At 73.7% G+C, this 24,765-nt stretch carries 20 protein-coding genes; 10 read left to right on the top strand and 10 right to left on the bottom strand.

Going from position 1 to position 24,765, the window contains the following annotated elements; all coding sequences use genetic code 11:
* Positions 1–39: 39 nt before the first annotated feature.
* On the bottom strand, positions 40–1,737 hold the full coding sequence (gene paaN, locus ACFVZH_RS16265) for a phenylacetic acid degradation protein PaaN (protein ID WP_384897688.1): 1,698 nt from the start codon (positions 1,735–1,737) through the stop codon (positions 40–42).
* A 124-nt stretch (positions 1,738–1,861) separates the two neighbouring features.
* Between paaN and ACFVZH_RS16260 the strand changes: the two genes are divergently transcribed.
* Together ACFVZH_RS16260 and ACFVZH_RS16255 are read left to right on the top strand one after the other, a co-directional pair.
* Positions 1,862–3,478, top strand: a complete 1,617-nt coding sequence (locus ACFVZH_RS16260) for a 3-hydroxyacyl-CoA dehydrogenase (RefSeq protein ID WP_384897686.1) — start codon at positions 1,862–1,864, stop codon at positions 3,476–3,478.
* A complete protein-coding gene (locus tag ACFVZH_RS16255) occupies positions 3,475–4,068 on the top strand; it encodes a TetR/AcrR family transcriptional regulator (protein ID WP_384897684.1) in 594 nt (197 codons plus the stop codon). Before ACFVZH_RS16260 ends, ACFVZH_RS16255 begins: the two co-directional genes overlap by 4 nt.
* 128 nt (positions 4,069–4,196) lie before the next feature.
* Here ACFVZH_RS16255 and ACFVZH_RS16250 read toward each other — a convergent pair whose 3' ends face one another.
* A complete protein-coding gene (locus ACFVZH_RS16250; RefSeq protein WP_384897682.1) occupies positions 4,197–4,823 on the bottom strand; it encodes an Lrp/AsnC family transcriptional regulator in 627 nt (208 codons plus the stop codon).
* Positions 4,824–5,000: 177 nt separating this feature from the next.
* On the opposite strand from ACFVZH_RS16250, the gene pdhA reads away from it, so the two are divergent.
* The 7 genes from pdhA to ACFVZH_RS16215 all read left to right on the top strand — a co-directional run bounded on the left by pdhA (position 5,001) and on the right by ACFVZH_RS16215 (position 13,288).
* Positions 5,001–6,167 (top strand): pyruvate dehydrogenase (acetyl-transferring) E1 component subunit alpha, encoded by a 1,167-nt coding sequence (pdhA, locus tag ACFVZH_RS16245; protein WP_384897756.1) that lies wholly within the window; start codon positions 5,001–5,003, stop codon positions 6,165–6,167.
* Positions 6,167–7,234 carry an alpha-ketoacid dehydrogenase subunit beta gene (locus ACFVZH_RS16240; RefSeq protein ID WP_384897680.1) on the top strand — a complete coding sequence of 356 codons (1,068 nt, stop codon included), beginning with the start codon at positions 6,167–6,169 and terminating at the stop codon, positions 7,232–7,234. Before pdhA ends, ACFVZH_RS16240 begins: the two co-directional genes overlap by 1 nt.
* A complete protein-coding gene (locus ACFVZH_RS16235) occupies positions 7,234–8,628 on the top strand; it encodes a dihydrolipoamide acetyltransferase family protein (protein ID WP_384897678.1) in 1,395 nt (464 codons plus the stop codon). Before ACFVZH_RS16240 ends, ACFVZH_RS16235 begins: the two co-directional genes overlap by 1 nt.
* Before the next feature lie 73 nt (positions 8,629–8,701).
* The gene (locus ACFVZH_RS16230) at positions 8,702–9,556 is read left to right on the top strand and encodes an NTP transferase domain-containing protein (protein ID WP_384897676.1); all 855 of its coding nucleotides are present in this window, start codon (positions 8,702–8,704) and stop codon (positions 9,554–9,556) included.
* Complete coding sequence (locus ACFVZH_RS16225; RefSeq protein WP_384897674.1) at positions 9,553–11,160, top strand: molybdopterin-binding protein; 1,608 nt, start codon at positions 9,553–9,555, stop codon at positions 11,158–11,160. The genes ACFVZH_RS16230 and ACFVZH_RS16225 overlap by 4 nt, the downstream gene beginning before the upstream one ends.
* Complete coding sequence (locus ACFVZH_RS16220) at positions 11,157–12,242, top strand: potassium channel family protein (RefSeq protein WP_384897672.1); 1,086 nt, start codon at positions 11,157–11,159, stop codon at positions 12,240–12,242. Before ACFVZH_RS16225 ends, ACFVZH_RS16220 begins: the two co-directional genes overlap by 4 nt.
* 41 nt (positions 12,243–12,283) lie before the next feature.
* On the top strand, positions 12,284–13,288 hold the full coding sequence (locus tag ACFVZH_RS16215) for an NAD(P)H-quinone oxidoreductase (protein ID WP_384897670.1): 1,005 nt from the start codon (positions 12,284–12,286) through the stop codon (positions 13,286–13,288).
* Between the two features lie 179 nt (positions 13,289–13,467).
* On the opposite strand, the gene ACFVZH_RS16210 is transcribed toward ACFVZH_RS16215, so the two are convergent.
* The 6 genes from ACFVZH_RS16210 to ACFVZH_RS16185 form a co-directional block, all read right to left on the bottom strand.
* Positions 13,468–14,016: a bacterial proteasome activator family protein gene (locus tag ACFVZH_RS16210; protein ID WP_384897668.1), complete on the bottom strand. Its 549-nt coding sequence runs from the start codon at positions 14,014–14,016 to the stop codon at positions 13,468–13,470.
* Positions 14,017–14,114: 98 nt separating this feature from the next.
* The gene (locus tag ACFVZH_RS16205) at positions 14,115–16,979 is read right to left on the bottom strand and encodes an FtsX-like permease family protein (RefSeq protein WP_384897666.1); all 2,865 of its coding nucleotides are present in this window, start codon (positions 16,977–16,979) and stop codon (positions 14,115–14,117) included.
* Positions 16,976–17,710, bottom strand: a complete 735-nt coding sequence (locus ACFVZH_RS16200) for an ABC transporter ATP-binding protein (protein WP_384897664.1) — start codon at positions 17,708–17,710, stop codon at positions 16,976–16,978. The genes ACFVZH_RS16205 and ACFVZH_RS16200 overlap by 4 nt, the downstream gene beginning before the upstream one ends.
* A gap of 100 nt (positions 17,711–17,810) precedes the next feature.
* Positions 17,811–18,491 (bottom strand): PadR family transcriptional regulator, encoded by a 681-nt coding sequence (locus tag ACFVZH_RS16195; RefSeq protein WP_384897662.1) that lies wholly within the window; start codon positions 18,489–18,491, stop codon positions 17,811–17,813.
* Positions 18,492–18,587: 96 nt separating this feature from the next.
* Positions 18,588–19,364 (bottom strand): hypothetical protein, encoded by a 777-nt coding sequence (locus ACFVZH_RS16190; RefSeq protein WP_384897660.1) that lies wholly within the window; start codon positions 19,362–19,364, stop codon positions 18,588–18,590.
* Positions 19,365–19,498: 134 nt separating this feature from the next.
* Positions 19,499–21,199, bottom strand: coding sequence for a protein kinase (locus ACFVZH_RS16185; protein ID WP_384897658.1), 1,701 nt, complete (start codon positions 21,197–21,199; stop codon positions 19,499–19,501).
* A gap of 275 nt (positions 21,200–21,474) precedes the next feature.
* Here ACFVZH_RS16185 and ACFVZH_RS16180 point away from each other — a divergent pair, with 275 nt between their 5' ends.
* A complete protein-coding gene (locus ACFVZH_RS16180; protein WP_384897656.1) occupies positions 21,475–23,082 on the top strand; it encodes a protein kinase in 1,608 nt (535 codons plus the stop codon).
* 24 nt (positions 23,083–23,106) lie between these two features.
* Here the strand turns inward: ACFVZH_RS16180 and ACFVZH_RS16175 are convergent, their stop codons facing one another.
* Positions 23,107–24,198, bottom strand: coding sequence for a phosphotransferase (locus tag ACFVZH_RS16175; RefSeq protein ID WP_384897654.1), 1,092 nt, complete (start codon positions 24,196–24,198; stop codon positions 23,107–23,109).
* A gap of 15 nt (positions 24,199–24,213) precedes the next feature.
* Positions 24,214–24,666: a pyridoxamine 5'-phosphate oxidase family protein gene (locus tag ACFVZH_RS16170; RefSeq protein WP_384897652.1), complete on the bottom strand. Its 453-nt coding sequence runs from the start codon at positions 24,664–24,666 to the stop codon at positions 24,214–24,216.
* Between the last annotated feature and the right edge of the window lie 99 nt (positions 24,667–24,765).

Genomic DNA, 24,765 nt, shown 5'->3' with positions numbered 1-24,765 from the left:
AGGTGCGGAGGCCCGGTGGGCCTCCGCACCGCCGCCGGGTCAGACCTGGCGGCGGACCTCCACCACCCGGAAGCGGTTGGAGACGAAGGCGCCGTCGCACAGCGCCGCGTTCGCCGCCGGGTTGCCGCCGGAGCCGTGGAAGTCGGAGAACGCGGCCGTCTGGTTCACGAACACCCCGCCCGTGAGGTTCAGCGACAGCTGGGCCGACTCCTCCAGGCAGACCTCCTCCACCGCGCGCTCGGTGTCCGCCGAGGTCGTGTAGGCGCCGACGGTCATCGCACCCTTCTCGCGGACCGTGCGCCGCAGCAGCTCCAGGGCGTCGGCGGTGGAGTCCACCGAGACGGCGAAGGAGACCGGGCCGAAGCACTCCGAGAAGTACGCGGCCTGGGCGTCGGGCTTGGAGCCGTCCAGCTTCACGATGACCGGGGTGCGGACCACGGCGTCGGGGTACTCGGGGTTGACCACCTCGCGGGAGGCGAGCGCCACCTCGCCGAGACCGGCGGCGGCCTCCAGACGCGTCTTCACGTCCGGGTTGACCAGGGCGCCGAGCAGGCCGTTCGCCCGGGCGTCGTCGCCGAGCAGGCCGCCGACCGCCGCCGCGAGGTCGGCGACGACCTCGTCGTACGACTTGGGGCCCTGGTCGGTGGCGATGCCGTCGCGGGGGATCAGCAGGTTCTGCGGGGTGGTGCACATCTGGCCGCTGTACAGCGACAGCGAGAAGGCCAGGTTGGACAGCATCCCCTTGTAGTCGTCCGTGGAGTCGACGACGACCGTGTTGACGCCGGCCTTCTCGGTGTAGACCTGGGCCTGGCGGGCGTTGTCCTCCAGCCAGTCGCCGAACTCGGTGGAGCCGGTGTAGTCGATGATCCGGATCTCCGGGCGCACGGCCAGCGTCTTGGCGATGCCCTCGCCCGGACGCTCGACGGCGAGCGCCACCAGGTTCGGGTCGAAGCCGGCCTCGGCGAGCACCTCACGGGCGACGCGGACCGTCAGCGCGAGCGGCAGCACCGCGCGCGGGTGGGGCTTGACCAGGACCGGGTTGCCGGTGGCGAGCGAGGCGAACAGGCCCGGGTAGCCGTTCCACGTGGGGAAGGTGTTGCAGCCGATCATCAGGGCGATGCCGCGGCCGACCGGGGTGAACTCCTTGCTCAGCTCCAGGGGGTCGCGCTTGCCCTGCGGCTTGGACCAGCCGGCCCGGCCCGCGGGGGTGCGGGTCTGCTCCGCGTACGCGTACGCCACGGCCTCCAGGCCGCGGTCCTGGGCGTGCGGGCCGCCGGCCTGGAACGCCATCATGAACGCCTGGCCGCTGGTGTGCATGACGGCGTGGGCGAACTCGTGGGTGCGGGCGGAGATCCGGGCGAGGATCTCCAGGCAGACCAGGGCGCGGGTCTCGGCCCCGGCGTCCCGCCATGCGGCCGTGCCCGCGCGCATCGCGGGGAGCAGGACGTCGATGTCGGCGTGCGGGTACTCGATGCCGAGGGACGGGCCGTACGGCGAGGTCTCGCCACCGGTCCAGCCGTCCGTGCCGGGCTGGTCGAGCTCGAAGCGGGTGTTCAGCAGGGCCTGGTGCGCGGCGAGGCCGGCCGCGGCGTCGAGCGAGCCGTCCGCGCCGTACGCCTTCGGGTGCTCGGGGTGCGGCGACCAGTAGGCGCGGGTGCGGATGGTGTCGAGCGCCTGGTCGAGCGTGGACCGGTGCTTCTCGGCCAGACGGTCGGTGGTCAGCTGAGCGATGGCCATGGATGGACCAACTCCTCGTCGAGCTGGGCAGGGAGACGCGTACGGAGTTAGAGTAACCGAACGATCGGTCGGGACAAGGGGGTCCGTCGATCCTGTGGAAAACCCATCGGGGAGGATCACTCCTATGAGCGCCAACGTGACCGTCAGGGGGAGCGACGACGTGACCGCCAGTGAGCCTGCCGCCGCCGGGGAAGCCGTGGAAGCAGGGGAAGCCGTGGCCGAGCGGGCGCCGGAGCCCGTCGGGCGTGACCGCACCGTCGCCGTCGTCGGCACCGGCACCATGGGCCAGGGGATCGCCCAGGTCGCCCTGGTCGCCGGCCACCCCGTCCGCCTCTACGACAGCGCCCCCGGCCGGGCCGAGGAGGCCGTGGCCGCCCTCGCGGCCCGCCTGGACCGGCTCGTCGAGAAGGGGCGCATGGACGCCGTCGTGCGGGAGGCGGCCGTCGGACGGCTGCACGCCGCCCGGGAGCTCGCGGAGCTCGCGGACGCGGCCCTCGTCGTCGAGGCGATCGTCGAGCTGCTGCCCGTCAAGCAGCAGCTCTTCGCCGACCTGGAGAAGGTCGTCGGCGACGACACCGTCCTCGCCACCAACACCTCCTCGCTCTCCGTCACCGCCATCGCGGGAGGGCTCCGGCTGCCCGGCCGGTTCGTCGGACTGCACTTCTTCAACCCGGCGCCGCTGCTCCCGCTCGTCGAGGTCGTCAGCGGCTTCGCCACCGACCCGGACGTCACCACGCGCGCGTACGAGACGATGAAGGACTGGGGCAAGACGCCCGTGCGCTGCGCGGACACCCCCGGCTTCATCGTGAACCGGGTCGCCCGCCCCTTCTATGCGGAGGCGCTCCGGGTGTTCGAGGAGGGCGGGGCCGACCCGGCCACCATCGACGCCGCCCTGCGCGAGTGCGGCGGCTTCCGCATGGGCCCCTTCGAGCTGACCGACCTCATCGGCCAGGACGTCAACGAGGCCGTCACCCGCTCCGTCTGGGAGTCCTTCTACCAGGACCCGAAGTTCACGCCCTCGCTCGCGCAGCGCCGGCTCGTCGAGTCCGGGCGGCTCGGCCGCAAGACGGGCCACGGCTGGTTCTCGTACGCGGAGGGCGCCGAGCGGCCCGAACCGCACACGGCGCCGCCCGCGAAGGCGCCCGAGTGGATCACCGTCTGCGGTGACCTCGGGCCGGCGGATCCGCTGGTGGGGCTCTTCGAGGCGGCCGGAATCACCGTCCTGTCCAGGAAGGGCGGCGCGCACATCGAGCTGCCGGGCGGCGGCGAGCTCAGCCTCGCGGACGGCGAGACCTCCTTCGAGTACGACGAGGAGGCCGTCATCTACTTCGACCTCGCGTACGACTACGCGGCCGCGAGCCGGATCGTGCTGTCGGCCCGCGAGGACATCGACCCGGGCGTCCTCGCCGAGGCGGTGGGGCTCTTCCAGGCGCTCGGCAAGAAGGTCTCCGTGATCGGGGACGTGCCGGGCATGATCGTGGCCCGTACGGTCGCGATGCTGGCCGACGTCGCGGCCGACGCGGTCGACCGGGGCGTCGCGACCGCCGAGGACGTGGACACGGCGATGCGGCTCGGGGTCAACTACCCGGCCGGACCGCTGGAGTGGACCGGGAGGATCGGCCACCGGCGCACCTGCGGGCTGCTCCGGGAGCTGCACAGGCGGTACGCGACCGGCCGGTACGCACCGGGGCTCGGCCTCGTGCGCCGGGCGGCCGCCGAGGGCGGGGAGGACTCCCGATGACCACGGCGAAGCGCGACACCTACACCCCCGAGACGCTGCTCTCGGTCGCGGTGCGGGTCTTCAACGAGCGCGGCTACGACGGCACGTCCATGGAGCACCTGTCCAAGGCGGCGGGGATCTCCAAGTCGTCGATCTACCACCACGTGTCCGGCAAGGAGGAGCTGCTGCGCCGGGCCGTCAGCCGGGCGCTCGACGGCCTCTTCGCGGTGCTCGACGAGCCGGGGGCGGGTCGCGGCCGGGCCGTCGAGCGGGTCGAGTACGTCACGCGCCGGACCGTCGAGGTGCTGATCGCGGAGTTGCCGTACGTGACGCTGCTGCTGCGGGTGCGGGGCAACACCGCGACCGAGCGGTGGGCGATGGAGCGGCGCCGGGAGTTCGACCACCGGGTGGCCGACCTGCTGAAGGCGGCTGCCGCCGAGGGCGACCTGCGGGCCGACGTGGACATACGGCTCGCCACCCGGCTCCTCTTCGGCATGATCAACTCGCTGGTCGAGTGGTACCGGCCGCATCCGGACGCGGTGGCGGAGCGCGAGCAGCTCGCCGAGACCGTGGCGCACCTGGCCTTCGACGGGCTGCGGACGGCCCGCTGAGGTTCCAGAGGGTCCTGAGGGGGTCCTGGGGAGTCCCTCGGGGTCCTGAGGCGGCCCCTGGGGGGCCTGAGGCGGCTCGCGGAGCGGCCGTGGCGGGGGCTTTCCCCCCCCACGGCCGCTCCAGGCGTTCAGGCGCGGGGGTCGGTGTTGAGGTCCGTCTCCTCGAAGACCAGCAGGGTGCGGGTGGAGAGCACCTCGGGGATCGACTGGAGCCGGGTGAGCACCAGCTCGCGCAGCGTCCGGTTGTCCGGGGTGTGGACGAGCAGCAGGACGTCGAAGTCGCCGCTGACCAGCGCGATGTGCGTGGCGCCGGGCAGCGCCCTGAGCTGCTCGCGGACCGTGCGCCAGGAGTTCTGGACGATCTTGAGCGTGATGTAGGCGGAGGCGCCGTGGCCCGCCCGCTCGTGGTTGACCCGGGCGCTGAACCCGCGGATCACCCCGTCGTCGATGAGCCGGTTGATCCGCGCGTAGGCGTTGGCCCGGGAGACGTGCACCCGCTCGGCGACGGAGCGTACCGAGGCGCGGCCGTCCGTCTGGAGCAACCGCAGGATGTCGCGGTCGATCGCGTCCAGCGGGCGGGCCGGCAGCGCGCCCGTGGGCACGCCGACGGGCGCGCTGAGGGCCTCGCCGGGCACCTCGCCCTCGGCCGCGCCGAGCGGCCCTCCGCGTGTCCCTTCGAGCGTCTCGCCCGTCGCCTCGCCCGTGGCGCCGGCCGGAGCCGCGCTCCGGTCGACGGCCATTTGTTCATCCGCCATGTGCCCCCGCCTCTCTCCGGTGGACGACCTGCTCCTATCCCAGGCTGTGGAGAACCGTTTGTCCACAGGCTGGAGGTGCCTGTAGCCAAAATGCCTCCACGACCGAACAATCGGTAGGTGAGGCGCGCCACACCCGCGCCACCCGCCTTCGGGTCTTATGCCCGCTCCCACGAGGAGGTGGACTCGTTGCAACAGCGCAGTTCGACAGTCCAAGAGCCGCCCGGTGCCGTCCACGACTACCGGCCGACCCCGCCGCCTGCCTGGCGCCCCCGCACCGACCCCGCCCCGCTGCTGCCCGACGCCGAGCCGCTGCGCGTGCTCGGCACGGACGCCGTGGCCGACGCCGACCCCGCACTGCTGCTGCGGCTGTACGCGGAGCTGATCCGCGGCCGCCGGTACAACACGCAGGCCACCGCGCTCACCAAGCAGGGCCGGCTCGCCGTGTACCCCTCCACCACCGGCCAGGAGGCGTGCGAGATCGCCGCCGCCCTCGCCCTGGAGGAGCGGGACTGGCTGTTCCCCTCGTACCGCGACACGCTCGCGGCGGTCGCCCGCGGCCTCGACCCCGTGCAGGCGCTCACCCTGCTGCGCGGCGACTGGCACACCGGGTACGACCCGCGTGAGTACCGCATCGCGCCGCTCTGCACGCCGCTGGCCACCCAGCTCCCGCACGCGGTGGGCCTCGCCCACGCCGCCCGGCTCAAGGGCGACGACGTGGTCGCGCTCGCCATGGTCGGCGACGGCGGCACCAGCGAGGGCGACTTCCACGAGGCCCTGAACTTCGCGGCCGTCTGGCAGGCCCCCGTGGTCTTCTTCGTCCAGAACAACGGCTTCGCGATCTCCGTGCCGCTCGCCAAGCAGACCGCCGCCCCCTCCCTCGCCCACAAGGCCGTCGGATACGGGATGCCGGGCCGGCTCGTCGACGGCAACGACGCGGTCGCCGTCCACCAGGTGCTGACCGAGGCCGTGGCCCGCGCGCGGCGCGGCGGCGGCCCCACCCTCGTCGAGGCCGTCACCTACCGGATCGACGCCCACACCAACGCCGACGACGCCACCCGGTACCGGGAGGCCGGCGAGGTCGAGACCTGGCGGGCGCACGACCCGATCCTGCTCCTCGAACGGGAACTGACCGAGCGCGGCCTGCTCGACGAGGACGGCAGGCGCGCGGCGGCGGAGGCCGCCGAGACGATGGCCGCGGAGCTGCGCGAACGGATGAACGCCGACCCGGTGCTCGACCCGATGGACCTCTTCTCCCACGTGTACGCGGAGCAGACGACGCAGCTGCGCGAACAGGCGGCGCAGCTGCGCGCCGAGCTCGACGCCGAGGGTGAGGGTGAGGCGTGATGACGACCGCGACGACCGGACCGACCGGGCCCGCGAAGGCCCGGGCGGCCGGTGCCGCCGGCAGGACCGCCGGCAAGGCGAAGCCCGCCACGATGGCGCAGGCGCTCCAGCGCGCCATGCGCGACGCGATGGCCGAGGACCCGACCGTCCATGTCATGGGTGAGGACGTCGGCACCCTCGGCGGCGTCTTCCGGGTCACCGACGGGCTCGCCAAGGAGTTCGGCGAGGACCGCTGCACGGACACGCCGCTGGCCGAGGCCGGCATCCTCGGCGCGGCCGTCGGCATGGCGATGTACGGCCTGCGGCCGGTCGTCGAGATGCAGTTCGACGCCTTCGCCTACCCGGCGTTCGAGCAGCTGATCTCCCATGTGGCGAAGATGCGGAACCGCACCCGCGGCGCGATGCCGATGCCGATCGTCATCCGTGTCCCGTACGGCGGCGGGATCGGCGGCGTCGAGCACCACAGCGACTCCTCCGAGGCGTACTACACCGCCACCCCGGGTCTGCACGTCGTCACCCCCGCCACCGTCGAGGACGCCTACGGGCTGCTCCGCGCGGCCATCGCCTCCGACGACCCGGTGGTCTTCCTGGAGCCCAAGCGGCTCTACTGGTCCAAGTCCGACTGGTCCCCCGAGGCGCCCGCGCCCGTGGAGCCGATCGGCCGGGCCGTCGTCCGGCGCCAGGGCACCGGCGCCACCCTGATCACCTACGGCCCCTCGCTGCCGGTCTGCCTGGAGGCCGCGGAGGCCGCCCAGGCCGAGGGCTGGGACCTGGAGGTCCTCGACCTGCGCTCGCTCGTGCCGTTCGACGACGAGACCGTCTGCGCCTCGGTGCGGCGGACCGGCCGCGCGGTCGTGGTGCACGAGTCGACCGGCTTCGGCGGCCCTGGCGCGGAGATCGCCGCGCGGGTGACCGAGCGCTGCTTCCACCACCTGGAGGCACCGGTGCTGCGGGTCGCGGGCTTCGACATCCCGTATCCGCCGCCGATGCTGGAACGGCACCATCTGCCGGGCGTGGACCGGGTCCTGGACGCGGTGGCGCGGCTGCAGTGGGAGGCGGGGAGCTGATGGCCCAGGTGCTGGAGTTCAAGCTGCCGGACCTCGGTGAGGGACTCACCGAGGCCGAGATCGTGCGCTGGCTGGTCGCCGTCGGCGACGTCGTCGCCATCGATCAGCCGGTCGTCGAGGTCGAGACCGCCAAGGCCATGGTCGAGGTGCCCTGCCCGTACGGCGGTGTCGTCACCGCGCGGTACGGCGAGGAGGGCACCGAACTGCCCGTCGGAGCACCGCTCCTGACGGTCGCGGTGGGCGGCACGGGCGCGCCGGAGGAGCTCACCGAGGCGGCGCCGGAAGCGGCGCCCACCGCGGGGGACGCCGTCTCCTCGGAGTACTCGGGCAACGTCCTCGTCGGATACGGCACGGCCGAGCCCGCCGCCCGCCGCCGCCGGGTACGGCACACGGCCCCGGCCGCCGCCCAGGCGTCCGCCGCGCCCGCCGTCGCGCCGGTGGCCGCTCCGGCGCCCGTGGCCGTCGCGGCTCCCGCGCCCGCCGTGCACGCGGGCCCGGTGCCCGTCATCTCGCCGCTCGTACGGAAACTGGCCCGGGACCGGGGGATCGACCTGCGCGAGGTGCGCGGATCGGGCCCGGCGGGCCTGATCCTGCGAGCCGACGTGGAGCTCGCCCTCGCGGCCCTGGAGCGGCCGCTCGCCGCCCGCACGGCCCCGGTCGCGGCCCCCGTGGCGGCCCCCGTCCCCGGGACGGCGTCCGCTCCGGTGGCCGAGCGGATCCCGCTGCGCGGGATCCGGGGCGCGGTGGCGGACAAGCTGTCGCGGAGCCGTACGGAGATCCCGGACGCGACCTGCTGGGTCGACGCCGACGCCACCGAACTGATGGCGGCGCGGGCCGCGATGAACGCGGCGGGCGGCCCGAAGATCTCGCTGCTCGCGCTCCTCGCCCGGATCTGCGTCCACGCGCTGTCCCGGTTCCCCGAGCTCAACTCCACGGTGGACACCGCCGCCAGGGAGATCGTCCGGCTGCCGTCCGTGCACCTCGGCTTCGCCGCCCAGACCCCGCGCGGCCTGGTCGTCCCCGTGGTCAGGGACGCCGGACAGCGGACGGCCGAGTCGCTGACGGCCGAGTTCGCCCGGCTGACCGAGGCCGCCCGGGAGTCCGCGCTCACCCCGGCGGACCTGACCGGCGGCACGTTCACCCTGAACAACTACGGGGTGTTCGGGGTCGACGGCTCCACGCCGATCATCAACCACCCCGAGGCCGCCATGCTCGGGGTCGGCCGGATCATCCCCAAGCCCTGGGTGCACCAGGGCGAACTGGCCGTCCGGCAGGTGGTGCAGCTGTCGTTCACCTTCGACCACCGCGTCTGCGACGGCGGCACGGCGGGCGGCTTCCTGCGGTACGTGGCGGACTGCGTCGAACAGCCCGCGGTGCTGCTCCGCACGGTCTGACACCCCGTCCGGCCCGTCTCCCTCCGTGGGACGGGCCGGACGTCCGCGGCACCCGGCGGCCCATACTGCTCGGGTGACCACCGCATACGACGCCGTCGTGCTCGCCGGGGGCGCCGCCCGGCGCCTCGGCGGCTCCGACAAGCCCGGAGTACGGGTCGGAGGCCGGACCCTCCTCGACCGGGTGCTCGCCGCCTGCCCCGACGCGGGTCGGACCGTGGTCGTCGGAGACCCGCGCCCGGCACTCCGCCCCGTCCGCTGGACGAGGGAGGACCCGCCCGGCGGCGGCCCGCTCGCCGCCCTCGGCGCCGGGCTGCGGGAGACGGAGTCCGACGTCCTCCTCGTCCTCTCCGCCGACCTCCCCTTCCTCGACGGCGCCACCGTCCGGTCCCTCCTGGACGCGCTCACCGCGGCCCCCGGGGCCGACGCCGCCCTCCTCACCGACGCGGAGGGCCGGGACCAGCCGCTCGTCGCCGTCTACCGGGCCGAGCCGCTGCGCCGCGCACTGGCCCGGCTCACGGAGGAGCACCGCGGTCTGGCCCATCTGCCGCTGCGCGGGCTCACCCGGGTCCTCCGGCTCACCCGGGTCACCGCGGGCCCCCTCGCCTCCTTCGACTGCGACACCTGGGAGGACATCGCCACGGCCCGGTCCCGCATCAGGGAGCATGGGACCGTGCTGGACGAATGGATCACCGCAGTCAAGAACGAACTGGGCATCGAGCTGGACGTCGACACCGGCGTGCTCCTCGACCTGGCTCGCGACGCCGCCCACGGCGTGGCGCGCCCCGCCGCACCCCTGACCACCTTCCTGGTCGGGTACGCGGCGGCGCTCGCGGGCCCCGGGGCCGGGCCGGAGGCCGTCGCCGAGGCCGCCCGCAAGGCCGCGGCGCTGGCCCAGCGCTGGGCCGCCGAGCAGGACGAGGCCGGATGAGTCCGAAGGAGCCCGTCCCCGTCGCGGAGAAGCCCGACGCCGAACCCGCCTCGGCCGTCGCCGCCTCCCCCGAACCCGCCTCCTCCCCCTCCGCCGGCACCGCCCCCGGCACCTCCTCCGCCGGCACCGAACCCTCCGCCTCCTCCGCCGGCACCGAACCCTCCGCCTCCTCCGCCGATCCCGACTCCGGCGCCGACCCCGGCACGTCCTCCGCCGGCACCGACTCCGGCGCCGCGCCCGACTCCGGCACTGCCCCCGACGCTTCCGGCGCGAAGGCCGGGCGGCCGCACCGGGCCACCGCCTGGCCGGAGGCGCGGGAGGCCGCCGTCCGCGCAGGGAGCGCCGCGCGGGAGGACCGGAAGCCGCTGGGCGTCCCGCTGGGGCAGGCGCTCGGACGTGTCCTCGCCGCACCTCTCGCGGCCCTCACCGATCTGCCGTCCTTCGACACCTCCGCCATGGACGGCTGGGCCGTCGTGGGCCCCGGCCCCTGGACCGTCCGCGAGGAAGGCGCCGTTCTCGCCGGGCACGTGCCCGGCGCGGCACCGGCCGAAGGCGAGGCCGTACGGATCGCCACCGGCGCCCGTGTCCCGACCGGAGCCACGGCCGTCCTCCGCAGCGAACACTCCCGGACGGAACCCGCCGAGCACGGCGAGGAGGCCGGAGGGGCCACCGCCCGCACCGGTCGCGTCCTGCACGCGCTGCGCGAGGTCGTGCCGGGGCAGGACATCAGGCCCCGGGGCCAGGAGTGCCGTTCCGGCGACGAACTGCTCCCGGCCGGCATCCCGGTGACCCCCGCCGTGCTCGGCCTCGCCGCGGCCGCCGGCTACGACGAGCTTCCCGTCCGGCCCCGCCCCCGGGTGGAGATCCTGGTCCTCGGCGACGAACTGCTCACGGCGGGGCTCCCCCACGAGGGACTGATCCGTGACGCGCTCGGACCGATGCTCGGTCCCTGGCTGGAGGCGCTCGGCGCCGAGGTGCTCGCCACCCGCCGGATCGGCGACGACGCCGAGGAGCTGTATGCGGCCGTCACCGGCTCCGCCGCCGATCTGGTCGTCACCACCGGCGGTACCGCCGCCGGGCCCGTGGACCACCTCCACGGGGTCCTCGACCGGGCCGGCGCGACCCTCCTGGTCGACGGCGTGAAGGTCAGGCCCGGCCACCCCATGCTCCTCGCCCGCCTCTCCGGCGGCCCCGAGGGCACCCACCACCTCGTCGGGCTCCCCGGCAACCCGCTGGCCGCGATCTCCGGGCTCCTCACCCTCGCCGAGCCGCTGCTCGCCGCCTTCTCCGGAACCGGGACCCCGTCCCCGTACCGGGCCCCGGGCACGCCCGGCTCCGGCACGCCCGGCTTCGGGGTGCCCGTGGAGGGCGAAGTGCACGGGCACCCCCACGACACGCGGCTCGTCCCGGTCGTGCGCCGCGACGGACGAGCCGTTCCCCTCCGCTACAACGGACCGGCGATGCTCCGGGGCATCGCGGCCGCCGACGGCCTGGCCGTCGTCCCGCCCGGCGGCGCACGGCCCGGCCAGGAGCTGACCGTCCTCGACCTTCCGTGGCCGACGGCGGCGGGGGCCGTCCCGGCCCAAGGAGCGTGTTTCACGTGAAACTTCCCAGCCGTGACGTGATGGCCCGCCAGGCCGACGAGAGGATCGCCGGCCCGCGGGTCAGGCTGCCCCGCCGGGTCGTGGAAAAGCCGCTCCGTCAGGTCGGCAAGCGCCTGCTCATGGCGTTCGGCGTGCTGCTGCTGACGGTCCTCATCGTCTACGTCGACCGCGCGGGCTACCACGACAACGCCAACGAGACGCTCGACTTCCTCGATTGCGTCTACTACGCGACCGTCACGCTCTCCACCACCGGATACGGCGACATCGTCCCGTACAGCGACTCGGCGCGGCTCGCCAACATCCTGCTCGTCACGCCCCTGCGCGTGCTCTTCCTGATCATCCTGGTCGGCACCACTCTCGAGGTCCTCACCGAGCGGACCCGCGAGGAGTTCCGGCTGAACCGCTGGAGGTCCACCTTGCGCGACCACACCGTCATCGTCGGCTTCGGGACGAAGGGGCGGTCCGCGATCCAGACCCTCTGCGCCACCGGGCTCCGCAAGGAGCAGATCGTCATCGTCGACCCCTCCTCCAAGGTGATCGAGACGGCGAACACCGACGGCTTCGTCGGGGTCATCGGCGACGCGACCCGCAGCGACGTGCTGCTCCGTGCCGAGGTGCAGCGGGCCCGTCAGATCGTCATCGCCACCCAGCGCGACGACACGGCCGTCCTGGTCACCCTGACGGCCCGGCAGCTCAACCGGGGCGCGAAGATCGTCGCCGCGGTCCGTGAGGAGGAGAACGCGCCGCTGCTCCGCCAGTCCGGCGCCGACGCGGTCATCACCAGCGCCAGCGCCGCCGGGCGCCTGCTCGGCCTCTCGGTGCTGAGCCCCAGCGCCGGCACGGTGATGGAGGACCTGATCCAGCAGGGTTCCGGCCTCGACCTCGTCGAACGCCCGGTGACCAAGAGGGAGGTCGGCAAGAGCGTGCGGGAGACCGAGGACCTGGTGGTGAGCGTGCTCCGCGGCCACCGGCTGCTCGGATACGACGACCCCGCGGCCAGCCCACTCCAGCTCACCGACCGGGTGATCACCATCGTCCGCGCCGCGCCGGTGACCCCGCTCTCCACACCGCCGCAGGACTGATCACCCGGGATCACCGGGGCGGCGGGAGTAGCCTCGCCGCCATGTATGCGATCACGATTCCGGAACCCGGTGGTCCTGAGGCCCTGGTCTGGGCCGAGGTGCCCGATCCCGTACCCGGCGAGGGCGAGGTCCTCGTCGAGGTGGTGGCGAGCGCGGTCAACCGCGCCGATCTGCTCCAGCGCCAGGGCTTCTACGACCCGCCGCCGGGCAGCTCCCCGTACCCCGGGCTCGAGTGCGCGGGCCGGATCTCCGCCCTCGGCCCCGGGGTGGCGGGCTGGTCCGTCGGCGACGAGGTGTGCGCGCTGCTCTCCGGCGGCGGCTACGCGGAGAAGGTCGTGGTCCCGGCCGGCCAGCTCCTGCCGGTGCCCGAGGGCGTCGACCTGGCCACGGCCGCCGCGCTCCCCGAGGTCGCCTGCACCGTCTGGTCGAACATCTTCATGATCGCGCACCTGCGGCCGGGCGAGACGGTCCTCGTGCACGGTGGCGCGAGCGGGATCGGCACGATGGCGATCCAGCTGGCGAAGGCGATCGGCGCGCGGGTCGCGGTCACGGCCGGCGGTCCCGCGAAGCTGGCGCGCTGCGCCGAACTGGGCGCGGACATCCTCATCGACTACCGCGAGCAGGACTTCGTCGAGGAGCTGGCCAAGGCGACGGACGGGGCGGGCGCGGACGTCATCCTGGACATCGTCGGCGCCAAGTACCTGGAGCGGAACGTGAAGGCACTGGCCGTGAACGGCCGGCTGGTGATCATCGGCCTCCAGGGCGGGGTGAAGGGCGAGCTGAACCTCGGGGCGCTGCTCGCGAAGCGCGCGGCCGTCATGGCGACCACCCTGCGCTCCCGGCCCGCGGAGGAGAAGGCGGCGATCGTCGCCGCCGTCCGGGAGCACGTCTGGCCCCTGATCGGCGCGGGCACGGTCCGGCCGGTCGTCGACCGCACGGTGCCGATGCCGGAGGCCGCCGACGGGCACCGGGCACTGGAGTCCGGCGGCCACGTCGGCAAGGTCCTGCTGCTCGCCCCCAGGGCCGACGCCGCCCCCCAGGGCTGACGCGCCCCCCTCTCACGGCCACGACGAAGGGGTCCGGCACACGGTGTGTGCCGGACCCCTTCGTCTGTACGAGCTGTACGAGCCGTACAAGGCTGTACGAGCCGTACAAGGCGTACGCGCCGCGCCATCCGTACAGGCCGTACACGCCGTACACGCGGTACGTGCGGCGCGGGCGTGACCTACAGGTACGGCCCCGAGCGCACCGCGTGGCCGTGGCCGCGGTCGTCGTCGTCCTCGTCGTGCGACGCACCCGGCGGGAGCGCCCTGCGCATCTGCTCCAGCTGCGCGCGGGCCGCCATCTGCTGGGCGAACAGCGCGGTCTGGATGCCGTGGAAGAGGCCCTCCAGCCAGCCCACCAGCTGCGCCTGCGCGATGCGCAGCTCGGCCTCGGAGGGGATTGCCTCGTCCGTGAAGGGCAGGGAGAGCCGCTCCAGCTCCTCGACCAGCTCGGGCGCGAGTCCGTCCTCCAGCTCCTTCACGGAGCTGGCGTGGATGTCCTTGAGCCTGACGCGGCTGGCCTCGTCGAGAGGTGCCGCGCGTACTTCCTCCAGGAGCTGCTTGATCATGCTGCCGATCCGCATGACCTTCGCAGGCTGCTCGACCATTTCCGTCACCGGGACCTCGCGGGGTTCGTCGTCGCCCTGAACGCCGCCGAGAGTCATCCCGTCCTGTCCCACGATGAGGACCTGGGGGCTCTCCTGCGACCTGTCATTCCTCGGCATCTCCATGCCGCCCATTCTCTCGTACACGTGCCTCACCAGACGGTGTGCCCCTGTACGAGGGTGATCCACCCTCGTACAGGGGCACAGGACGAGAACGAAGACCGTCAGGTCGCCTCGCGCCGGGCCAGCGCGCCGCGCGAGCGGGTCACCAGGGCGGCGAGCAGCGCCGCGCCCAGCGGGACGGCGACGAGCAGGCCGGCGAGCGTCTCCCACGGGACGACGATCGGCAGGTCGGGCAGGGGGGACTCGGCGCTCCAGCCCTGGGCGATGTTCTGCTCGTGGAAGCGGATCTGCTCGCGCTCCTCGGTCAGCCGGAGTCCGACCGCGGGCAGCAGTCCGGCGGCCGAACCGAGGACCACGCCCATCGCGGCGACGACTCCGCACTGGAACCCGCTGAGCGTGCGGCGGACCCGGGGCGGGGCGCCGACGGCGGCGAGCGTCTTCAGGTCGGCCTCGGCGTCGGCCTGGGCGAGCCCGGTGGCGATGCCGGCGGCGCCGATGGTGACCAGGCCCGCGAAGACGGCCAGCGCGAGCAGGATGATGCCGTACTCGTTGACGAAGCCCTCCTCCAGGTGCAGTTGGACCTCGCTGCCGAGCTTGGTGATCTCGCCGTCGAGCTTCTGGCGCTGCTCGCTGTCCGGGAGCCGGTCGGTGCTGACGTACAAGCCCAGCGGCACGGTGGAGAGGCCGGCCGCCTTGGCGGTGGCGGGGGTCATCAGGGCCTGGACCCCGTAGGACTTCTTGCCGCCGGGCACCAGGTAGGCGTGGAGCGAGGCGACCTTGCCGGGTGCGGGGAGGTTCTTCTCGGATGCCTTGTCGGCGGCGGCGAGGTCGGTGATCTGCTTGATCGCGACGTTGCCGTTCTTGTCGACCATGGACCGGTTGAAGGTGACGATCTCGCCGTCGGCGAGGGCCTTCACGGTCGCGGGGTCGTCGACGCCGAGGATCCGCAGCAGCTTGGCGTCGCCGACGACCAGGCCGCCGTCGGTGATGTACATCCCGCTGCTCGCGGAGTCCTTGCACCGCCAGTCGTCGGTGAGGAACTTCCGCTTCTGCTCCGGCGTGTACTGCTCGGAGGGGTCACCGCCGCCCGGGAGCGTCCCGTACAGCGGGCACTCGTTCGCCGCCGGGATGACGACCTCGTAGCGGCCGCAGCCGGGCTCGCGGCCCCAGGGCGCGCAGCCGGGCTTGCCGACCGAGACACGTTCGACGTCGGCGCGGACGTCGACGGGGTAGGAGCGCTGGACGGCGTCGCGGACGGCGGGGACGTCCCGGCCCCCCTCGTCGGTGACGAAGGCGGAGGCGACGCCGTACGGCAGCTTGGGCTCGTATGCGGCCCGGTTCTCGGCCTCGTTGCTGGCCATGTACGTGGAGACGGCGACGGTACCCGCGACGGCGGCGAGGACCGCGGCGACGGCGGGGGCCGTACGGCCCCGGTTGCGGACGGCGTCCCGCAGCGCGAGCCGCGGCGAGAGCGGCAGCCAGCGGCCGGTCCGTCCGAAGAGGCCGACCAGGGCCGGGGTCATGGCGACGACACCCAGCTCGGCGATGGCGGAGCCGCCCGCCACGATGATGAACTGCTGGCTGACGATCGAGCCGAAGAGGGCGATCGCGCCGCCGATCAGCAGCGCCGCGAGGCCGATCAGGGGCAGCACGCGGCTGCTGCGGCGGATCCCGCGGCGGCCGGTGAGCGAGGCGAGCACGGTCTGCCGGGAGGCGGTGACGGCCGGGACGATCGCGGCGAGCAGACCGGTCAGGACCGCGACCAGCGCGATGCCGAGCAGTTCGAGCGGCCGGATGTCGAAGGCGCCGAACCGCTGGCCCATGACACCCTCCAGGACCGGCTGCAGCAGCAGCGTCAGGACCACGGCGAGGGCGATGCCGGTGACGGCGGCCGCGATGCCGATGACCAGGCCGCCGCTCAGGACGATGGCCCGGATGTGGCTGCGGGCACCGCCGTTGGCCCCGACCAGACCGAGCTGGCGGCGCGAGCGGCGGGCGCCGACGGCGAAGGCAGGTCCTGCGAGGAGGCAGATCTCCAGCATCGCCAGGCCCACGACGGTGCCGAGGGCCGCGAGTTCGGCGGCCGCGGCCGCCGAACTCTCCTCGTAGGTGCCCCAGCCCTCCTTCTGGTAGATCGGGACCTCGGACTTGGCCGGCGGGTCGAGCAGCACGATGCGCGAGGCGACGGTCACGCCCTTGGTGTTGATCTGCTGGACGGTGTTCCACGTGAAACCACCGTCCTTGCGCACCAGGTACGAGAGGGAGATGCCGGACGCGTTCAGACCGGCCTTCTCGACGGCCTTCGCGTACGGCACGAGGAAGGCTCCCGGCAGCGCGTTGACCTGGTCGACGTCGAGCGAGTCGGGAAGTTCGTAGGCACCGACGATCCGGTACGTGCGATCGAAGTTGCGGGCGGAAAGGGTCGAGCCGACCGACAGGCCGCTCGTCTCCAGGAAGTGCGAGGTCGCCATGACCTCGTCGCTCTTCTCCGGGTAACGCCCCTCCAGGAGCGGCATGATGCCGCGGGCGATCGGATCCGATGCCTTGAGTTCACGCACCCCGGTCATGAGCAGACCGTGGGCCGTCGTCAGCTTGGCCGATCCGGTGCCGTCCGTGAGGACGGTGGAGCCCGCCGGGAACGTCCTGGTGACATCGGTGGGGCCGCTCGGCCACGGCTCGTTCTTGTAGTCCTTGGCCGGCGTGTTCATATCGCCGGTCGGATCCTGCAGGATCGGGACTCCGCCGGCATCGGCGTCGGCGAAGCGCGCGTCGGCCGCGCCCATCGACCGCTCCACCTGCTCGGCGGAGGAGAGTTCGGAGCTGCGGATGGTCAGATCGAGAGCGCTGACGCCCAGGATGGGCAGGGCGATCATCGCGAGGACGAGGGCGCTGCGGCCCTTGGAGCGCCAGGCGTCGCGCCGGGCGATGCGGATGGCGGCCCGCCAGGAGTGGAACCAGGTCTTCACGCTTCGGCCACCTGGCCCGACAGGAGGGAGTCGGCGTCGCTGCGCACGGTCTGGTCGACGATGGCGCCGTCCCGGAGGAAGACGACGCGGTCGGCCCAGGCGGCGAACCGCGGCTCGTGGGTGACGAGGACGCCGGCGGCGCCCGCGTCACAGCGGGAGCGGAGCAGGGCGAGCACGGATTCGCCGGTCTCGGAGTCGAGGGCGCCGGTCGGCTCGTCGGCGAGGACGAGCCGGCGGTCGCCTACCAGGGCCCGGGCGATCGCGACCCGCTGCTGCTGGCCGCCCGACATCTCGTCGGGGAAGCGCTCGGCGAGGTGGCCGAGCCCCATCTCCTCCAGGGCGGCCAGGGCCTCGACGCGTGCCTTGCGGGCGGAGGTCCCGTCCAGCTCGCGGGGCAGGGCGACGTTCTCGGCGGCGGTGAGGGCCGGGATGAGGTTGTAGTCCTGGAAGACGTAGCCGATGCTGCGGCGGCGCAGGGCCGCGAGCTGCTTGACGCCGGCGGTGGTGATGTCGGTGTCCTCGACGATCACCCGGCCGGAGCTGGGGGTGTCGAGGCCGCCCGCGATCGTGAGCAGGGTGGACTTTCCGGAGCCGGACGGGCCCATGACGGCGACGAGTTCGCCCGGGTACACGGCGAGGTCGATCCCCCGCAGGGCGTGCACCTCGGTGGCGCCCGCGCCGTGGACGCGGGTCAGGTTCTGGAGTTGCAGCACGGGCTGCTGTGTGGACATCGAGGGGTCCCCCCTTGGGACGTGCGCGGCGGTCGGCCGGGCACGGGGTGTGCGGTGGACGGTGGTGTGTCGGCGGTACGGGCGGGGCGCGGGAGTGCGGTCAACGCGCCCTGGGCGTACCGGTGCTCGAAGGGCTCGGGGCCGCCGGTTCCGCCGGGGCATCCGGGGTGCCGGGACCGGCGGGGACGGCGGGGGCGGCGGTATCGACCGTGGCAGCGGTGTCGGCCGTCGCGGCCGTGGCCGACAGGCGGATCAGCCGGGACTCGCAGTGGTCGAGCCAGCGGGCCTCGGCCTCGGTCTGGAAGATCAGCTGCTCCAGGACGAGCAGCCAGGCCACGTCGTCCCGTTCCCGGGCGCCGCCGCGCTCGACGGCGGCGAGTGCCTGGGCCTTGAGCCGGGTGTAGTCCTGCATGGCCTGCACGGTGTGCCGGCGCTGGGACTGGATGACGTCGCGGATGTCGACGGACGGCGCGCCCACGGCCATGGCGAGCTTGATGGCCAGCTCGTCACGGGCGGGGCTGGTGCGGTCCACCGGCTTCTCGAACCAGGTCCTCAGCTCGGTGCGGCCGTCGTCGGTGATCGCGTAGAGCGCGTGTCCGGCCGTGTCCTCGCCGCTCTGGGCGACCATGCCGTCGCGCTCCAGACGGCTGAGGGTCGTGTAGACCTGGCCGACGTTGAGCGGCCAGGTGGAGCCGGTGCGGGACTCGAACTCCGTCCGGAGCTGGGAGCCGTAGCGAGGGCCGCGTTCGAGGAGGGCGAGGAGCCCGTGGCGGATCGACATACTCAGTATGTATACCGGGTATGCCCTCGCGGACAACCGTCCTGAGACGGAAGCGGGAGGTCCGACTCAAGGGGGACCCGGGCGGCCCGAGGGGGTTCAGCGGCGGCGCATCCGGAGGCCGAGGAAGCCGATCCCGAGCCCCATCAGAGCCAGCCCCGCGCCCAGGGTGAGGACGGGAATCCGCTGGTCGCCGAGGGTGGGCGAGGCTTCGGCCGCCATCTTGGCCCCGGCGGCGGGCAGGCTGGCCGGAGCCGCCTCGGGCACCGCCGCCTCCTCCTCACGTACCGCCTCGGGCTCCTCCTCGACGGCCTCGTGGCCATCCGAGTCTGTAGCGGTTTCGGTACGAGGGGGCCCGGGCGACGGCTCCGTGTCGCTCGGCGTGACGGTCTCGGAGCGTCCGGGCCGGGGCCGTCCCTCGCCGGCCGGCCGGCCCGCCAGGGAGGCGGAGTCGCTGGGGGTGGGGGCGTCGCTCGGTTCGTCGCTCGGCCCGGCGTTCGGCCCCGCACCAGGACCGGCGCTCGGCGCGGCCGCGGAGCCCGTGGGCGCGCCGGTCCCGGGTTTCGTGCCGGTCGGCGCGGGGGCCGGGGACGCGGGCGTGCCGGACCCCGGGCGCCCCGGCGTGGCGGTTCCCGTGCCGGTGGGCGGAGGGGTCGTGGAGGGCGCGGTGGAGGAGGGGGACGCGGAGGGCGCCACCGGGGTGGTGCCGGTGGTGCCGGTGGCACCGGGCGTCGGGGCCGTGGTGCCCACCGACGTGTGCGGCGGGTCCGCCGCGTAGGCGAGGGGTGCGGCGTACAGGGCGCACGCACCGACGAACACGCAGGTGAGCGCGGGGCCGAAGACCCGCGCCCGTGCCCTGCGGAGTGCTGGAGTCACCGGGTGACCCCCTCCCGTGCCGAGCCGCCGACGTAGTCAACTCAGCGTCACATGTCGGGACACATCCGGCATCCGGGCGGGGGCGGCGGGCGTACGCGTACGCGGCGGGCGGCGTACGGCGGGGGCCGCGTCGGCTACTGCGGCGGGTTGCCCGTCGAGATCTTGAGGGTGAACTCGGCGTCCTTGTCGGCGATGTCCTCACCGGCCGGCGGGTACTGCTCCAGGACCGTGCCCTCGCCGTACGTGGACTCGTCCACGGGGGTCTCGGTCATGATCTTCCAGCCGGCTTCCTGGACGCATGTCTTCACCGACTGGATGTTCTTGTAGGTGAAGTTGGGGACCTCGAACTTCTCGGGGTCGTCGCTCGACTCCGAGGGCTGCGTGCACTTCTTCGGGTCGATGGTCTTGGTCAGGTCGGGGCCCTTGTGGCCGGGGGCCGCCGTCTGGCTCTGCTGCGTCTCGGTGCCGCCGGTGCCGCCCGCCTCCGGGTCCGCGTCCTTGTCGAGGCTGAGCGCGACGACCAGGCCGCCGATGGCGAGGAGCGCGACGGCGATCGCGCCCACCAGCACCGGGGCGTTCCGCCGCGAGCCGCCGCCGGACGGGGCGGGAGCCGGCGCCGGGGCGTACGGCGCGGGGGACGGGGCGGTGGCGTAGGGCGCCGGCGTCGGCGTGGAGGCGTAGGGCGCCGGCGTCGGCGTGGAGGCGTAGGGCGCCGGCGTCGGGGCGGCGGCGTACGGCGCCGGAGTCGGTGCCTGCTGCGGGTATCCGTACGAGGGGCCGGGCGCCGGCGTCGTGGGGCCGTACGGGCCGGGCTGCGGGGCCGGCGGCAGGTACGGCTGCTGCACCCCGTGCGGGGTGGGCGGCGGGGTCTGGCCGACGGGCGGGAAGACCGCCGAGCCGACGCCGGCGCCGCTGCTGACCGGACCGCCCTGGACGATCATCGGGGCACCGGTCTGACCGGCCGAGAGCACCCGGAGGCACTCGTCGCGCATGACCGCGGCGCTCGGGAACCGCTCGTTCGGGTTCTTCCGCAGCGCGCGGGCGACGAGCGCGTCCATCGCCGGGGTCACCGCCCGGTTGACGGTGGACGGCGCGACCGGCTCCTCCTGCACGTGCGCGTAGGCGATGGCGAGAGGGGAGTCGGCGTCGAAGGGCAGGCGGCCCGTCAGCAGCTGGAAGAGCATGATGCCGACCGAATAGAGGTCGGAGCGGGCGTCCACCGCGCGGCCGAGGGCCTGCTCGGGGGAGAGGTACTGGGGGGTGCCGACGACCATGCCGGTCTGTGTCATCGAGGTGACCCCGGACTGCATGGCCCGCGCGATGCCGAAGTCCATGACCTTGACCACGCCGCGCTTGGTCTGCATCACGTTGCCGGGCTTGATGTCGCGGTGGACCAGGCCCATCTCGTGGCTGACCTCCAGGGCGGCCAGCACGTCGGCCGTCACCTTGAGCGCCTTGTCGGCGGGCATCGCACCGTACTGCTGCACATCCGAGGCGAGGACCGAGCCGAGCGGCTGCCCCTCCACGTACTCCATGACGATGTACGGCATGACGGCGCCGTCGAGGGTGTCCTCGCCGGTGTCGAAGACCGAGACGATGTTGGTGTGCGACAGCTTGGCGACGGCCTGGGCCTCGCGGCGGAACCGCTCGCGGAACGACTGTTCCCGGCCGAGTTCGGTGTGCAGCGTCTTGATGGCGACCTGCCGGTCCAGCGCGCTGTCATAGGCCAGGTACACGGACGCCATGCCGCCCTCGCCGAGAAGATCGCGCAGCTGGTACCGGCCGCCCGCGACCGAACCGCCCGCATAGCGGCCCTGTGCGCCGTCCTGGCTCATCTGTGCTTCCCCCTACGCGCGCGTGGCGGCGTTGATCCGAAATTTCTCGGCCAAGTCTGCCCGAGGGCAGTGTCACGTCAAGCCGGGTGCCCGTTCCGTGACCCTCCGCACAGGAAGCTCCCCGGGAGCGTTTCCGCGGCGGTCGGCGAATGTCCTCGAATTTGCACAGGTGTACGGGAGCGGGGTTGGATGGCCGGTCCATCTCGGACCGTGATGTCGTACGGAGCCTGTAGCGTGACGACTGGACACGGCACGACAGACGACGGCGAGGACTGATGGCACCCGAATCCGGAGCAGGCGGCGGTGTGCCGGACGCGGCAGCGGAGTCCTGGGGCGTCGGCGGGGTCGTCGGTGACGGACGTTACCGTCTGACGCACCGTCTGGGCCGCGGTGGCATGGCGGAGGTCTTCGCCGCCGAGGACGTACGGCTCGGCCGCACGGTCGCGGTGAAGCTGCTCCGCGCCGATCTCGCCGAGGACCCTGTCTCCAAGGCCCGCTTCACCCGCGAGGCGCAGTCGGTCGCCGGCCTCAACCACCACGCGATCGTGGCCGTGTACGACTCCGGCGAGGACATCGTGTCCGGCCGGCCCGTGCCGTACATCGTGATGGAGCTGGTCGAGGGCCGCACCATCCGTGACCTGCTGCTCAGCGCCGAGGCGCCCGGGCCCGAGCAGGCCCTCATCATCGTCTCCGGGGTCCTGGAGGCGCTGGCCTACTCGCACCAGCACGGCATCGTGCACCGCGACATCAAGCCGGCGAACGTCATCATCACGCACACCGGTGCCGTGAAGGTCATGGACTTCGGCATCGCCCGCGCCCTGCACGGCGCGCAGTCGACGATGACCCAGACCGGCATGGTCATGGGCACCCCCCAGTACCTCTCCCCCGAGCAGGCGCTCGGCAAGGCCGTCGACCACCGCTCCGACCTGTACGCCACGGGCTGTCTGCTCTACGAACTCCTCGCGCTGCGTCCCCCCTTCACCGGCGAGACCCCGCTCTCCGTGGTCTACCAGCACGTGCAGGACGCGCCGGTCCCGCCCTCCGAGGTCACCCAGGGGGTGCCGCCGGAGCTCGACGGCCTGGTCATGCGCTCGCTGGCCAAGGACCCGGACGACCGGTTCCAGAGCGCCGAGGAGATGCGCGGCCTGATCCAGTACGGCCTGCAGATGCTTCATCAGCAGGGCGGCCACACCGGCACCTGGAACACCGGCCCGGTCGACATGCACGACGGCGGACGCACCCCGGCCGGCGGCATGGCCGCGACGGCCGCCATGGGTCACCCGATGCACGGCGAGACCTCGCAGGGCCCGATCCTCCCGCCGATGAACCCGGACGACGGCGGGTACGGCGGCTACGACGGCGGGACGGGCGGCACCGGCGGCTACGGCCAGGACGGGGCGTACGGACCGCAGGGCGGCGGCAACGGCGGCCGCGGCAAGCTGTGGCTGTTCGTCGCGCTCGCGCTCATCGCGGTCGTCGCCGGTGTCGTGTACGCGGTCGACAAGGCGGGGGACAAGGGCGGCGACGTGAAGACGCCGACGACCGTCTCCAACTCGCCGTCGACGGCCTCCGACGAGCCCACGCCGTCGGAGGAGCCGACCGACGAGCAGACGCAGGACTCCGGTTCGTCGACCGACGGCTCCACGCAGCAGCCGTGGACCCAGCCGCCGACGACCGAGCCCACGTGGGAGCCGACGCAGACCGAGGAGCCGACGGACACGCCCACGACGGAGCCGCCGAAGACGGTCACGCCCACGGGCACGCCGACGAAGACGACCGAGCCGCCCACGAACCCGACCACCGAGCCGGGCACCGACCCCACCGACGACTCGGGCGGCGGCAACGGCAACCCGGGCACCCCCACCACGGGCGCGACCGGCTGACCCGACCCGGCCGAGGCGTCCCCCTCAGCCGGCGAACGCGTCGCGCACCGCCTCGTACTCACGGGTCCACCAGACCGCCAGGGCCGACACCGCGGGAAACTGCGGGTCGGCCCTCCGGTCGTGCAGCTGGTAGCGCCAGCGCAGCGTCCAGAAGTCGTTGAGCCGCTCCCACCACACCCGGTGCGCGGCCGCGGCCAGCTCACCGCCGCAGGCCCCCGTCGCCCGCCGGTACGCCCGCGCGTACGCCCGCACCTTCTCCAGGGCCAGCTCACCCCCGGGCCGTACGAAGAAGATCGCGGCGGCCCTGACCGCCTCCTCGGCCCTGGGGCGGACCCCGAGCCGGTCCCAGTCGACGATCGCGGCGGGCTCGGCACCCCGGTAGAGCAGGTTCAGCGGGTGGAAGTCGCCGTGTACCCAGCCGGCCGCGGCGGCCGGCGGGGGCCGGTGGTGGGCGTGCTGGGCGAGCAGCCGGCGCCGCTCCCTGAGCCGGTGCTCGGCGAGCGCGTCGAAGCTGTCGCGGGGGCGGTGCGCGCGGGCGAGACGGATCAGCTCGTCGATGGCCCGGAAGGTGTCCAGGAGGTCGGCGCTGGCGCGTCCGCCGTCGTCGTCGGCGCCGGGCCCGCCGTCCGTCCCGGAGGGCTCCATCACCCGGTCGAGGGCGGTGTGGACCTGTCCGAGGAGGGTGCCGAGGCGGCGCGAGCAGCCCGCGCTGAGCTGGGCGCCGTCGCGGTGGCGACCGTCGATCCAGGGGTGCAGGGCGTAGCAGTGGCCGTCGAGGACGGCCACCGTACGGCCCGTGGCGTCGGCGAGGGGCGGGGCGACGGGCAGGCCGAGGGCGTGCAGGCGCTGGGTGGCGCGGTGCTGCCGGACGATGGTGGCGCGGTCGGCGGTGGGGGCGTCCAGGTGCTGCTTCAGGAAGTACGTGCCGCGGGTGGTGGTGAGCCGGAAGCCGCGGTTGAGCAGGCCCTCGGTGACCGGTTCGCAGGAGAGGGGCTCTCCGGCGTGCCGGTGGCGGCGCAGCAGGGCGCCGACGGGTGGGGCCCCGGACGGACGGGGATGCCGCCCGAGGGGCGGGGCGCCGATGGGCCGGGAGGAGGGTTCAGATGAGCGCGGCACTCACCAGATGTTAGATCACGCTACGTGGTGGAGGTGTCGCCGTACGGAAGGAGTGCCGGGGAGGGCCGTCGGCGTCTCGCTCGCGTAGTCGAGCGCGTGGACCGTCACGAACTGCGGTTCGATCCGCATGAAGACCGGGTCGAAGGGCTTGCCGTCCACGAGCTCCGGCTCGGCCCCGAAGGCCGCGAGCTCCTCGGCGGTCGGCTCCACGATCTCGGCGGTGCCGGTGAACTGCACGGACCAGAGGTTCTCTTCCCCGGAGTTGAGGTTGTCCGCGCCGTACGCGACGACACTGCCGTTGCAGGCGCGGTGGTAGTCGAGTCCCCGGTGCAGCCGGAGCAGGACACGGCCGTCGGCCACGATGTGCCGGGCGGGGGCGACGAACGGCATCGCCCGCATGCTCGTCGCCACTCGGCCGTAGGACACGCGGCGGAGAAGCTCGATGGCGCGGATCTCGTCGGTGGACATGGTTCCACTCTCCGCCACCGGCACCCTGTCGGAAAAGGGGCCCCTGCCCCGGTTTCACGGGGACGTAGGTCCCGAAAACGACCGGGGGCCCCGGGCTGG

The sequence above is a fragment of the Streptomyces sp. NPDC059534 genome (genome assembly GCF_042743475.1).
Lineage (GTDB): Bacteria > Actinomycetota > Actinomycetes > Streptomycetales > Streptomycetaceae > Streptomyces.
This window is presented reverse-complemented; position numbering and strand designations above follow the sequence as displayed.